The 12,699-nt window shown below is 67.4% G+C and carries 10 protein-coding genes; 6 read left to right on the top strand and 4 right to left on the bottom strand.

The features are described from left to right. The first annotated feature begins 86 nt into the window (after positions 1 to 86). Both POL67_RS46790 and POL67_RS46785 read left to right on the top strand, forming a co-directional pair. Positions 87 to 395: a hypothetical protein gene (locus POL67_RS46790; protein WP_271928214.1), complete on the top strand. Its 309-nt coding sequence runs from the start codon at positions 87 to 89 to the stop codon at positions 393 to 395. 483 nt (positions 396 to 878) lie between these two features. Further along, positions 879 to 1,505: a hypothetical protein gene (locus POL67_RS46785; protein ID WP_271928212.1), complete on the top strand. Its 627-nt coding sequence runs from the start codon at positions 879 to 881 to the stop codon at positions 1,503 to 1,505. Between the two features lie 47 nt (positions 1,506 to 1,552). Here the strand turns inward: POL67_RS46785 and POL67_RS46780 are convergent, their stop codons facing one another. From POL67_RS46780 to POL67_RS46770, 3 genes are read right to left on the bottom strand one after another with little or no spacing between them, the layout of a single operon-like run. Beyond that, positions 1,553 to 2,851, bottom strand: coding sequence for an ML domain-containing protein (locus POL67_RS46780; protein ID WP_271928210.1), 1,299 nt, complete (start codon positions 2,849 to 2,851; stop codon positions 1,553 to 1,555). Between the two features lie 47 nt (positions 2,852 to 2,898). Further along, the gene (locus POL67_RS46775) at positions 2,899 to 3,225 is read right to left on the bottom strand and encodes a hypothetical protein (protein ID WP_271928208.1); all 327 of its coding nucleotides are present in this window, start codon (positions 3,223 to 3,225) and stop codon (positions 2,899 to 2,901) included. 28 nt (positions 3,226 to 3,253) lie between these two features. Continuing rightward, positions 3,254 to 5,371: a hypothetical protein gene (locus tag POL67_RS46770; protein ID WP_271928207.1), complete on the bottom strand. Its 2,118-nt coding sequence runs from the start codon at positions 5,369 to 5,371 to the stop codon at positions 3,254 to 3,256. A 451-nt stretch (positions 5,372 to 5,822) separates the two neighbouring features. Between POL67_RS46770 and POL67_RS46765 the strand changes: the two genes are divergently transcribed. The 4 genes from POL67_RS46765 to POL67_RS46750 all read left to right on the top strand — a co-directional run bounded on the left by POL67_RS46765 (position 5,823) and on the right by POL67_RS46750 (position 11,597). Next, positions 5,823 to 6,308: a phospholipase D-like domain-containing protein gene (locus POL67_RS46765; RefSeq protein WP_271928205.1), complete on the top strand. Its 486-nt coding sequence runs from the start codon at positions 5,823 to 5,825 to the stop codon at positions 6,306 to 6,308. Between the two features lie 99 nt (positions 6,309 to 6,407). Further along, entirely contained in the window at positions 6,408 to 6,983 is a 576-nt protein-coding gene (locus POL67_RS46760) for a DUF2760 domain-containing protein (protein ID WP_271928204.1), read from the top strand. Continuing rightward, positions 6,980 to 8,827 carry an Hsp70 family protein gene (locus POL67_RS46755; protein WP_271928202.1) on the top strand — a complete coding sequence of 616 codons (1,848 nt, stop codon included), beginning with the start codon at positions 6,980 to 6,982 and terminating at the stop codon, positions 8,825 to 8,827. The genes POL67_RS46760 and POL67_RS46755 overlap by 4 nt, the downstream gene beginning before the upstream one ends. A gap of 10 nt (positions 8,828 to 8,837) precedes the next feature. Continuing rightward, the gene (locus POL67_RS46750) at positions 8,838 to 11,597 is read left to right on the top strand and encodes a hsp70 family protein (protein WP_271928200.1); all 2,760 of its coding nucleotides are present in this window, start codon (positions 8,838 to 8,840) and stop codon (positions 11,595 to 11,597) included. Between the two features lie 3 nt (positions 11,598 to 11,600). Here POL67_RS46750 and POL67_RS46745 read toward each other — a convergent pair whose 3' ends face one another. Then, entirely contained in the window at positions 11,601 to 12,599 is a 999-nt protein-coding gene (locus POL67_RS46745) for an RNA ligase (ATP) (protein ID WP_271928198.1), read from the bottom strand. Positions 12,600 to 12,699: the final 100 nt, after the last annotated feature.

Raw genomic sequence — 12,699 nt, 5'->3', positions numbered from 1 at the left:
TTGTTGCAACGAAAGCGCCACTGCTTGCAGCTCCGACGCCGGTTGGTACAGCTTCTACAGTTGCCCGGACAAGGGAGACTAGTGGCATGAACACGCATCGAACCACGCTCGTGATGATCCCATGGCTCCTGGCGCTGCTCGCCGCTTGCGAGGAGTCCCCGCGCAAGCATTCGTCGAAAACGAACGACGCGGGGCGCGTCCGCGTCCGTGAAGAGTGTCACGAGCCGACCAACAAGTGCTATCAGGGCTGCATCGAACGAGGCGAGGAGCTCTATTGCCCCGCCTGCTGCTTCGATAACCTGATCTTCTGCAACGAGGGCAACCCGTACGACTTCGAGCGGTGCAAGACCGCCGAAACGAACCCGACGCCGACGCGGCCGCCGTTCGGGAAGTGAAGCGGAGAGCCCTCGCCCCCGCTCCACCACCACCCCTGAGGCAACCAACCAAACCGACCTCCCCGCGCTCCAAACGTCTCCGCCTCTCGCTCCTCGTCTCCCCGCGGCTCCCTCCTGCACGTTGGGGGAAGCGAGCTACATCACACGCCGACCTTCCCACGGAAGAGCGACTCGCTCCCACGGACGAGCGATTCGCTCCCACGGAAGAGCGATTCGCTCCCGCGGACGAGCGATTCGCTCCTGCGGACGAGCGATTCGCTCCTTGGGTCCGAGCCTCCGCTTCCCACGGAAAAGCTTTTCGTTTCCGCGCCGCCGCGTTCTCCTCGCGCACGCCCGGCCCCGCTTCGCGCAGCCCCGCCCCGCGCTCCGGCCCGTCTCCTCATCGATCGTGTACAGCCGTACGGTTCTGCTCCCCCGCCCACAAGCCTTCTGCTACCGTCCACACCAAACGGGCGTACACTGCGCCAGGGAGGTCAGGGAGAGATGAGTGGGATCGACTACAAGCGCTTTCATCGGGTGCTCACGCGAAGTGAGGAGCTCGGCGTGGCTCCGGATGCGCGGCAGGTCGTGTCGCGCGTGTATGCGGACGTCTTGAAGGCGGCGGCCGCGGCGTTCCTCGGCGCGCACAAGTCGGTCGTGGCGGGCGAGAGCGCCGCGGGCAAGGAGGGCACGGAGGCGGCGGCCGCGCTCGAATCGATCGATCGACCTTATCGCGAGGCGCGCGCCGTCGCATTGGCCTACGTGCCGACGCTCCGGGTGCCCGATACCCTGAAAAGGCAGCCGACCGATACCGACAAGATGACGGCCATCGAGGCCCTGCTCGACGCGATCGACGATCACGTGGGGAGCGCCTGGGCCGACGACATCGTGAACGGCGAATTCGGCAAGCTCGCGCCGCAGGTGGTGAAGGAAATCAACGAATCAATCGACGCAAACAAGGACCTGGCGAACGCCAAGCAAGCGCGCGCGGCGGCCTACGGTCCGGCCTACGAGAAGTACCTCGCCTTCAAGCGCGTGGTGCGCGCCGCGCACGGGCCGGCGTCGAAAGAATACAAGCGCATCCACCTGCGCGCGAGCGGCGCGGCGGAGGACGACGGCGCGGAGGGGTGAGGAATGGGGGGAGGGGAGCCCACGCGTCGGGCTCGCCCCCCTTTCATTTAAGGTAGGATTTCGACTGGCTGGCTCGCGTCCGAGGAGCTCTGGTTGATCACGGCGCGAGCCCGCCAGACCTTCTCCGGAGCGTCCGGCACCGTGGTCGTGAAATACCCCACGCGCTTGTCGCCTATCACCTCGTCCAGGCTCACCGGGTAATCGATGTTCGGGACGGGGATGCCGTTCAAGGTCACCTTGACGCTGGCCTTGGCCGGCGTGATGTCGCGCGGCGCGGTCACCACCAGGATGGCCTCGCTCCCCTTTTCGAGGGCGCACGCAAGCCCCGGCGTGCAGGGCAGGATGCCGACCTCGATGCCGGGTCTCACGATCGTCACGATTCGCGAATTCGACGAGAACCCGCCGGCCACCGCCTGAAAGCGCCAGGTCGCGCCTTCCTGGATCAGCGTGTTCGCGCTGAACGTCCAGCGCTGCTTGCCGTCGATAATGGGCCCCTTCGTGAAGGCGACCGGGAGCTGCTGCACGCCGTCGATCCACTGGAGCAGGCTCGCCTCCTGGACGGTCGTGAGCGTCTCCACCTCGACGTCGGCCTTGCCGACGCCGGCCCTCTTTTCGCAAGAATCGTCGACGCAGCCCACGATTTCCAGGTGGTGCTTCGGGTCCTCGACCGTCACCGAGACGGGCGTGGCCGCGTGGCCTCCCACGTAGGCTTGCAGCTTCCAGGTGCCGACCTTGGAGGGCGTGGCGACCGAGACCTGCCACTCGGAGTAACCCGGGTCGGTGCTCTTCGGGGCCATGTCGAGCTCTTGCAGCGGCTCGTCTCCGATCCATTGACGGAGCTTCCCGCCCTGCAATCCGGCGGGCGTGCGGACCCCGACGGAGACATTGCCGAAGCCCGCGGGCAGCGTGGATGCGCCCGCGTGGAGATTCGTCGTGAGCGCGGGCGCGGCGATGGTGAAGTTCGTCGACGCCGCCTCGTACCCCTCCACCACCTTGAACTGGAGCAGGAAGCTGGCGGCCTGTTGCGTGGGCACGTCGACGACGGCCGAGAACACCGCTTTGTTGCCGAGGGGATGCTCCACGATCCGCCCGTCCGTGATCGTCGTCGGCTCGTCGTCGACGAGGAGGGTGAGCGTCGGCGGAGCGAGCGTCTCCTTCGTCTCGAGGTCCACCTCGACCGGGACGACGACCCGCAATTGCCCGAGCCCGGCCTCGAAGCCGCAGGCCGCCTTGCTCCCGTCGGGGCAGAGCCCCTCCTCGTATTCGGTGACCGTCGCCGACCCCTCGCAGGGCCGATAACATCCCGCCGCAAGGTCGAGCTTGTCGACACGCATACGCGTGGTCACGAGCGGGGCGTCGTCCGAGCAGCCCCCCGCGAGCGCCGCGGCGAGGATCAGGACGAGGGCTGGAACGTGCGTGTGCGCCTGATGTGGGGCTTCGTGCTCACGAAGATCGTCACGCTCGAAATGCTGCCGGTGATAATCACCTTCTCGCGGTGGGTCGTCCGTACGCCCGACGGTGGCAGCTTCACATTCACCGTGTCGACCAGCTTGTCGTCCTTCTCCTTGAACTGGAACGAGCTGGGATACAATTCGAGCGTAATCACGTCTCCCTCGGGCGCCGTGTACTCGATCTCCAGCTCGTGCGGCTTCCCGTTCACCACCGGGCCCTCCACGCGAAGGTCGTAAATCTCCATTCGTTTCTCCTCCATTCGAGTCATTTGTGTCGTTCCACATGGCAATTTCCCCTCACGGCTTCACGAGCGCGCTGATGGTGGTCGTGCGCCCCTGGCTCAGGGCGGCAGCCACGAAGTCGAGCAGGTTGAGGTCGGCCGCGAACGCGACATAGGGGCTGATGAAGGTGCTCGCCCTCTCTTGAGGGAGCACGGTCTGCCGGCTCTCCATGAAGATGGCACCGGCGGAGAGCGTGATGTAAGGCACGGGCTGAATTGCGGCGCCCACCATGAGCGGCGGGATGTCGCCCTTGGAAAGGCCCTGGTATCGCCCGGAGGATCCAAAGGTATCCAGGTTCGGCACGATCGCGAACTCCAGGGACAGGTTGCGGTACCACATGGGGCTCCCCACCCATCGGGGCTGGTCGACGGGGTTGGCCCAGAAGTAGAGCTTGAACCCGTAATAATTGACCCAGAGCGGGGCCGCGCTGTTGATGACATTGGCGACCCCGACGGTCGTCACGACGTGTTGCCCGAACCAGGCGTTCCGATCGATCCTGTTGGCGACGTTGATCGTGGAGGCGAGCTTCGTGCTGGAGAGCTGCGTTCGGCCCTCGAGGTCGGTCTTGTACGTCTGGGCCTGCACCGCGCTGTTGCGAAGATTGTTGAGACTATCCCGCAAGCTCCAGATCGGGTTTTTCCGGTTATCCTGGAAGCCCGGCCAGGCGGCCTCCGTCGGTTTGCCCTGATCCGGGACGCATGAACCTAGGTCGAGGCCCTTCGGAAGGACCTTGAACTTGTCACAAGGGTTCAGCACCGCCTCTTTGAGCCACGCGCCAAGGGACGCGTAGAGTGGCGTCCAGGTGAGCACGAAGGGCACGGGCTCCGCCACGGGAGCCCCCGCCTGCCACGCGCGTGTCACCGCGAGGTCGAGCTCCCCCAGCCAATCGAGGAAGGGATCGACGGTGGTCTCGAGCTTCTTGGTAGAGATGTTGAGCCCGCTCTTGTCGAGGACCGTGTTTAGTTCCTTCATCTGTCCCTCCGAGAGGGTCAGATACTGCGAGCCGAACTTGAGTTTGCCGAGCGAGAGCTCCAGGAGGTCGCGCAGGGTGATCTTCGAGCCCGGCAGGGAAAGGCCGGAGGTCTTGGTCTTCAGCGCCGTGGGCGCCTTGGAATCACTCGCGTTGCGGACCCGGATCACCTCCCCATCGCCGTCGATCGTGATGTGGGTGATGGGGCGCATCCCCTCCGGCGCCAGATACTGGACCCGCCATACCTCTCTCTCCGTGCCCTTGGCGGGAAGCTTGACCTTCGTCGGGACGGCTACGAGCTCCCCGTGCGCCACGAGCAGATCGGCGATCAGCTTGGGGAGCGAGGCCGGCGGGTCTTCCGAAAGATCGACCTGAATGTCGATGAGATTCGGCCTCTTGACGCCCTTGCTATCACCACGCTTGTAGACCGCGCGGTCCCAGTGGGTGACGAATTCCCCCCAACGCTTGTACGTCAAGCGCACCGTGTCGAGAGCGCTCCTCAATCCATCGAGCTGCTTCTGGACGTCGGCCTTTCCCTTGGCGTCCAGGTTCGAGGCCTCGAGCGCATCTTTGATTGCTTGATCGTAGGTGTTGCTCACGGTGGTGCAGTCGTTCGGGCTGGGGGCCCCGTCGCACACGCCCCATCCCTCCGCGAACTTGGTGACGGCCTCGAGTATCCCTTTCATGACGAGCGGCGACTTGTCGGTCTGGAGCAGGAAGACGCAATAACTGGCGCCCGGCATGAACATGCTGTCGTTCGGCACGAACAGCGAATACGTCGTGTCCTTTTCGGACTCGCGCTTCCACGGGCTCGCCCGGTACGCCGAGAGCTCGTTTATGCCTTTGTCGACCGTGCCCCATAACGCATCAAACCTCGTTGCGCCGACCGGCGCGTTCCTTTCGAACTCACGCACGTTCCCCTTGCCGTCGAGGATCCTCTCCTTCACGTCGGAGCATGTCTTGCCGGACGGGTCGCCAACTCCCAGGATGGTCTGCGCCGCCCGGACGATGACGAGGTCGACCTGCTCGGGGACCTTCGCCGGCTTCCCCTCCACGCGGAACTCCTGCCCCAGCGGGTATGCGCGATCGGGCCCGCCCGACGTGATCGTGACCTTGATGGGATCGGCCGCCGATGCGTCGCCGGCGAGCCAAGGACCACCCATCGAGGCCCATGCGCCGAGCCCTGCGGCGGCGATCCTGAATGCCCGCCCGCGCCTCCGGCGCTTCGAGAGATCGGGTTGCACGGCGGATGCCGCCGCTCTTGGACGACCATCGATGATTCTGGACGTGGACATCGATACTCCCTGCGAAAGTGTGCAACTCTCACCGTCCGCGAGGCGCGGCTGCATGGGCGAGACCAAACAGGGGCACGCCAGCCAATGCCACGGGACAAAAGAATCTTATGTAAGCATGGCTAACAGTGTGGGCCACGTGTTGTCAACGAACTTTCGTTGCAACGGACAGAATCTGTGAGGGGACGTCCCTCTCTCGCCCGCCCCCTTCGTCGTCGTAATACATTGTTCCTCGTCAATCGCCGCGCCTCCGAGGAGCCCCGCGACGCGGCGTTCGTGTTCCAGGTCCGTGCGCGAGGCGGACCCGAGGCTCGATCGCGGGGTGAAGCAGGGGCGATTGTCGCTCGACAAGGATTGGCTGCCGGCCGTGGAGAACCGAGGCAACGTCGGCGCGTCGGAGAAGCTCTTCGCGCCGCTCGTGGAGAAGATGCGACGTGACGGGAGCTTCGAGGTGCGGATCTTCGTGAACGTCAGCCGCAAGCTGATGGAGGGCAAGATGCAGCGGGGGGAGGACCCGGTGGCCGCGTTCCGCCGCTCGTTCGTGGAGAGGCACTGGCGAGACGCCCGCCTGCCCGCCGTCTTCTACGACCCGCGCGCGCTCGAGGGGGACCACGCGCCCAAGCTCCACGCGAAGTGCGTGAGCGTCGACGACGAGGTGGCGCTGGTGTCGTCGGCGAACTTCAGCGAGGCCGCCCAGAACGACAACATCGAGGCCGGCGTGCTCGTGCGGGACGCTCGCTTCGCCCGGACGCTCGGGCAGCAGTTCGAGGCGATGGTGGCGAGGAACGAGCTCGGACGCGTGTTCTGAGCCGCCCCGCCTGCTTGCCAGCGGCCCAGGCTTCACCCCCGAACGAAAGGCACTCGCCGGAAACTCCCACCTTCGCGCGGCACGCGTTACCCTTCCCGCGTGTCCGAAGAAACCCCGCTCCCTCTCGCCACACGGCTCTGGTTTGCCTGGGCCTGCCTGGTTCGGGTTCTGTTCGACGGCCAATTCGCGGCTCGCGTGTTCAAGGCCGCCGTTCCGGCCCTCCCGCCCCCCGAGCCCGAGCCCGCCAAGCTGCCTGAAAAGGCCAAGAAACCTGCGCCCGAAAAGCCCGCGGAGCCCGACCTCTCCCCGGCCCTGTCGCTCCTCGCGCTCCTCCAGCGGGAGGGCAGGCTCGTCGACTTCCTGGAGCAGGACATCGCCACGTTCCCGGACGCCGAGATCGGCGCCGCCGTCCGCGTCGTCCACGAGGGATGCCGCAAGGCGTTGCACGACCACCTGACGATCGTCCCTGTGAGGAGCGAGGAGGAGGGGCACAAGGTGACGCTGGAAGCCGGGTTCTCGCCGGCCGAGGTGAAGCTCACGGGCAACGTGCAGGGCAAACCTCCTTATCGAGGGACGATCCAGCATCGGGGCTGGAGGGTGACGGAGCTCAGCTTGCCCACGCCCACGGCCGGACACGATCCGAAGATCCTCGCGCCCGCGGAGGTGGAGCTGTGACCGCACGTTTCGTCGTTGGTATCGATCTCGGCACCACCCATTCGGCCCTCGCATTCGCCGAGAGCGCCGCGGAAAAACCACGTTCCGAGGTCCTGCCCATTCTCCAGCTCGTCGCCCGCGGCACGCTGGAGGAGCGGACGCTCTTGCCGTCCTTCTATTACGCCGCGCACGAGAGCGAAGGCGCGCAGGGTTTACCTTGGGACGCCGAGCGTACGTTCGTCGTGGGTGAATATGCACGCACGCGCGGCATCGACGCGCCGATCCGGCTCGTGTCGAGCGCGAAGAGCTGGCTCTCGCATGCGGGCGTGGACCGGCGCTCGGCGCTGTTGCCGCTCGGCGCGCCCGAGGACGTCGAGAAGATTTCGCCCGTCGAGGCTTCGTGGCGATACCTGGAGCACCTGGCCGAGGCGTGGGTGCATCGGCAAGGAAAGGAGCAATCGCTCTCGGCGCAGGAGATCGTGCTCACGGTGCCGGCCTCGTTCGACGCGGCGGCGCGGGACCTCACGGTCGAGGCCGCAGGGCTCGCCGGGTTCGAGGATCTCACGTTGCTCGAAGAGCCGCAGGCCGCGCTGTATGCCTGGATCGACGCCGCGGGCGAGGATTGGCGCAAATACATTCACCCGGGCGACGTGATCCTCGTGGTCGACGTCGGCGGCGGCACGACCGATTTTTCGGCCATCGCCGCGACCGAGGTGAATGGCTCGCTCGTGCTCGAGCGTGTGGCCGTGGGGGATCACATCCTGCTCGGCGGCGACAACATGGACCTCGCGCTCGCGCACGTGGCGCGGCAGAAGTTCGTCGCGGAGGGCAAAGAGCTCGATCGATGGCAAATGATCGCGCTCACGCATGCGGCGCGTGTGGCCAAGGAGCGGCTCCTCTCGGACGCCTCGATCGAGAGCATGCCGATGGTCGTCCCGAGCCGCGGGGCGAAGCTCCTCGGATCGTCTTTGCGGACCGAGCTTTTGCAATCCGAGGTCGCAAAGATCCTCGTCGACGGGTTTTTCCCGGTCGTCGGAGCAAACGCTCGCCCCGCGCAGCGCGCCCGCGGCGGCCTCACGCAGCTCGGCTTGCCGTATGCGCAGGACGCGGGCGTCACGCGTCACCTCGCGGCGTTCCTCGGCCGTCATGCGCGCGCGCTCGATCGGATCGAAGGTTTTCCGAAGCGCGAGGGCCGGACGCTCCTGCACCCGACGGTCCTGCTCTTCAATGGCGGCGTCATGAAGGGCAAGGTGCTCGCCCAGCGCATCGTCTCGACCCTCGATGCATGGCTCCAGGCGGACGGCGGCGCGCCGGTGCGCGTCTTGCCCGCGGCCGATCTCGACCTCGCGGTCGCGCGGGGCGCGGCCACGTACGGGCTCGTGCGCAAGGGCCGGGGCCTGCGCATTCGTGGCGGCACGGCGCGGGCGTATTACGTGGGCATCGAGAGCGCAGTGCCGGCCGTGCCCGGCCTCGAACCGCCGATCAGCGCGCTGTGCGTGGCGCCGTTTGGGATGGAGGAGGGCACGGAGGCTGCCTTGCCGCCGCAGGAGCTCGGCGTCGTGGTCGGCGAGCCCGTGCGATTCCGGTTCTTCGGCTCGTCGGTTCGTCGGGACGACGCGGCTGGAGTCGAGCTGGAATCGTGGGGCGAGGGCGAGCTCGACGAGCTTGCGCCTATTGAAGTGACCTTGCCGGCGGACGGGCGTCGCGAGGGCGACGTCGTGCCCGTGCGGCTGCGATCGAGCATCACCGAGGTCGGGACGTTGCTCGTCGAGGCCGTGCCGATCGAGCCGCAAAAGTCGGGGGAAAAGTGGAAGGTGGAGCTCGGCGTACGCGCGCACGGCGGCGAGGTCGCCGTGGAAGGCTAGGAGTTTTTTCATGAGCGCGCGCCGCATTGTCGGGATCGATCTCGGCACGACGCATACCGTGGTCGCCTGGGCCGACCCGGCGAGCAGCCGGCCGCCCGAGGTCTTTCCGATCCCCCAGCTCGTGAGCGCCGGCGAGATCGAGCCCCAGCCGCTCTTTCCGTCGTTTCTTTATGCGCCCATTCCGGGCGAGGCGCTGCCCGATCCGTTCGGCGATACGCCCTGGGTGCTCGGCGTGCACGCGCGGCGGCGCGGGGGCGAGGTCGCGGGCAGGCTCGTCGCCTCGTCGAAGAGCTGGCTCGCGCACGCGGCCGTGGATCGAACCGCGCCCATTTTGCCGTGGGGCGCGGGCGAGGACGCCGAGGACCTGCCGCGCCTCTCGCCCGTCGACGCGGCCGCGCGATTGCTCTTGCACGTCAAGCGCGCGTGGAACGAAGCGTTCCTCGCGTATCCACTCGAAGCGCAGGACGTCGTCTTGACCGTGCCCGCGTCGTTCGACGAGGACGCGCGCGAGCTCACGGTCGAGGCCGCGCGGCGCGCCGGATTCGACGTGCGGCTGCTCGAAGAGCCGCAGGCGGCCTTTTACGATTACATGTCCCGGGCCGGCGAGGGCGAGCTCGCGGCGCTCTGCCGGCGGAGCGGCGGCGAGGCGCTCGTCCTCGTTTGTGATGTCGGCGGCGGGACGACGGATCTGTCCTTGATAAGAGTTCGTCCAGGCGAACAACGCGGGTCCACCGAAGTCGAGCGTGTCGCCGTGGGAAAACATCTGCTTCTCGGCGGCGACAACATGGATCTCGCGCTCGCGCACCTCTGCGAGAGCCGCCTCATCGAAGCGCCGGACCGATTGCCCCCGGCGCGCTTTGGTCAGCTCGTGCTCGCTTGCCGCGCCGCCAAGGAGCGGCTCCTCGGCGACGATCCGCCGAGTGACGTTGCAGTCACGGTGCTCGGAAAGGGCGCGCGCCTCATCGGCTCCGCGCTCTCCACGCGCCTCTCCCGCGAGGAGGCCGAGCGGGTCGTGCTCGACGGCTTTTTGCCGCCGGCCACCCTCGCCGATCGCCCGCGCCGCGGCGGCAGCGCGCTCGTCGCGTTTGGCCTGCCCTACGAGCGGGACGTCGCCATCACCCGCCACGTCGCCCATTTCTTCGCCCGTCACGCGCCCGGCGCGCCCGCGCCCCACGCGTTGCTTCTGAACGGCGGTGTTTTTCGAGCCAAGCAGATCGTCGATCGACTCGCCGATGCGATCGGAGCGTGGAACGCCGTTCGCCCGGAGATCCTGCCGCATCCGCATCCCGATCTCGCCGTCGCGCGCGGCGCCGTCGTGTATGGCTTGTCTCTCCTCGGCCGGGGCGTGCGGATCGGGGGCGGCGCGGCGCGCGGGTATTACCTCGGCTTGTCGGCGGGGCCCTCCGGGCAGCGACAGGCCGTCTGTGTGGTGCCGCGTGGCGCGCGTGAGGGCATTCGTTACGACGTGCCCGGACGAACGTTTTCACTCACGGTGGGCCGCCCGGTCCGATTTCCCCTGTATGCCTCCGACGAGGCGCTCGACCTGCCGGGCACGGTCGTCACGCCGGACATCGAGCGGTTCTCCGCGTTGCCGCCCGTCTCCTCGGCCTTCGAACCGGGCGCGCGTCCCGGCGAGGTGACCGTCTCGCTCGCGGGCGAGCTCAGCGCGATCGGCACGCTGGAGCTCGCATGTGTCGAAGTCGCCGCCGAGGCCGGCCGCCGCTTCCGATTGACGTGGGATCTGCGCGAGACGAGCCCCGACACCGCGGTCGAGACCGAGGGCGGCGTTTCTTCGGGCAAAACGATGCGGCCGGGTGTGACGGCCGGCGGCAAACGGCTCGAGGACGCGCGCGAGGCCATTTCACGCATCTATGGCAAGGGGCGGGCGGACGTCACGCCGCGCGAGGTGAAGGATCTCGTGCGCGAGCTCGAACGGATCCTCGGCGAGCGGCCCACGTGGACGGCCGAGACGAACCGCGCGCTTTTCGACGTGCTCTGGCCGGGGCACAAGGGCCGGCGGCGCTCGGCCGATCACGAGCGGGTCTTCTGGCAACTCGCGGGGTATACGCTCCGGCCCGGCTTCGGCCATGCGCTCGACGAGGAGCGCGCGGCGAATCTCTTTTCGTTGTTTCACGAGCGCGTGGTGTTCGCGCAGGAGGCGCGGACGTGGCAGCATTTCTGGATCGCCTGGCGTCGCATCGCGGGCGGGCTCGAAGAGGCGGCGCAGGTGGCGATCCGGGACCTCGTCGATCCCTTCCTCGCGCCGTCGGAGAAACGATTGAAGAAGCCCAAGGGCATTCGCGCCGAGCCCGACGCGGACGTCGTGGACCTCGCTTCGTCCTTGGAGCGCGTGCCGCCGGCGCGGCGCACCGAGCTCGGCGGGTATTTGCTCGAACGGACCTGGACCGACCGTGATCCGCGGAACTGGGCGGCGATCGGGCGGATTGGTGCGCGTGTGCCCGCCTATGCGAGCGCGCACCACGTCCTTGCGCCGAACGTGGCCGAGCGCTGGCTCGACCACCTCTTGCGGGAGAAATGGGCCGAGATGCCCACGGCGCCACGGGCGGCGATGGACATGGCACGGCTCACGGGCGACCGCGCGCGTGACGTCTCGGAGCGGGTGCGGCGTGATGTCGAGCGGAAGCTCGTCGCCTCGGGCGCGCGCGAGGAATGGGTGCGGGCCGTGCGGGAGGTCGTCGCGGTGGAGGAGGCGGACCGGGCGGCGTTTTACGGAGAAGGTTTGCCCGTGGGGATCCGCCTCGTCTCCTGACGTTCAGTCCTCGTCTTTCAGCAAAAAGTCGTTGTTGATCACCTTGAACGAGAGCCGGCCGCCGAGCGTCGCGGAGCGCGCCTCGACGAGGGGACGGATCACGATGCCTTCCTTGCGGTTTTTCGTCCCGGGATAAATGCCTCGCGCCGCTTCGAGCCAGCGATCGAGCGTGTGCTCGAAGTGCAGCGCCTCGTCGCCGCGGACCTCGCGCTCGATGGGCACGGTGCGCAGGCCGTACTCCTTGCAGAAGCCGATGAAATCGGCGAAATCGAGGTAACGGCCCGCGCGCGTGTCGTACACGCCGAACATGAAGACGTCGACCTCCGAGAGCCCGAGCCGGTTCTTTTGAATGCCCGGGCCGCAAAGCTCGCCCTGCACCGCGATACCCGGGGGGAGACGCTTGGCAAGATCGTATCGCTCCGCCGCCCTCCAGATCGGATTCGGGCCGGGCGCGAGGGCCCAGTTGCGTGAGCACGCGAAAAACTCGCCTTCGGGCGCGCGGAAGAACGTGGCGGACGAGCCGTCGAGCTTCGTCGAGACGTAAAACGCCTGGCCGCGCATCTCGTCGAGCACGCCGAGCGCCGATTGCAGACGGATCTCGTCCGTCTTCGGCACGAGCGCCGGAAACCCACCGGCGACCTCGCGCGCGTCCGGCAAGATGGCCTCGTATTTGGTGACGCCGAGCCGATCCCGCACGTCCGTCCCGACCTCCGGGACCTCGCCGTCGAGGATCGCAGTCGGCAATGCAAGACCCTGCGAGAGCACGCCCCGGAGCTTGATGGTCCGCACGCGGAACCCGCGTGACCGCATGAACTCCGCCCACGGCGCGCTCGAAGGGAGCACGCTGTCGATTTCGAAGAACACGCAGCGGTCGCCGGGGCGAAACTCCCCTTTCTTGACGACCACGGTCCAGCCCATCACCCGGGCCTGTTCAATTTGATCCGCGCCTTCGATCGGCGCGAGGCTCTCCACCACCTGAATCGATACGAGCTTGCGTTCCACGACGTCCTCCGGACACCGCGCGCACGTATCCGGCCAAGCTCGAAACCGAGCCTGTGGACCGCTGCGAACGGCGCGATGTGGCGGACGAAAAGGAGGCCGA

Origin of the sequence: Polyangium mundeleinium (genome assembly GCF_028369105.1) — a bacterium.
Taxonomy (GTDB): Bacteria; Myxococcota_A; Polyangia; order Polyangiales; family Polyangiaceae; genus Polyangium; species Polyangium mundeleinium.
The sequence above is the reverse complement of the archived record's forward strand: the minus strand, read 5'-3'. Positions and strand labels throughout refer to the sequence as shown.

Bases quoted from the DNA above. Each gene is read 5' to 3' on its own strand.
- POL67_RS46770 (WP_271928207.1), bottom strand. From the start codon at position 5,371: ATGGGTGGTCCTTGGCTCGCCGGCGACGCATCGGCGGCCGATCCCATC.
- POL67_RS46790 (WP_271928214.1), top strand. From the start codon at position 87: ATGAACACGCATCGAACCACGCTCGTGATGATCCCATGGCTCCTGGCG.
- POL67_RS46750 (WP_271928200.1), top strand. From the start codon at position 8,838: ATGAGCGCGCGCCGCATTGTCGGGATCGATCTCGGCACGACGCATACC.
- POL67_RS46785 (WP_271928212.1), top strand. From the start codon at position 879: ATGAGTGGGATCGACTACAAGCGCTTTCATCGGGTGCTCACGCGAAGT.
- POL67_RS46775 (WP_271928208.1), bottom strand. From the start codon at position 3,225: ATGACTCGAATGGAGGAGAAACGAATGGAGATTTACGACCTTCGCGTG.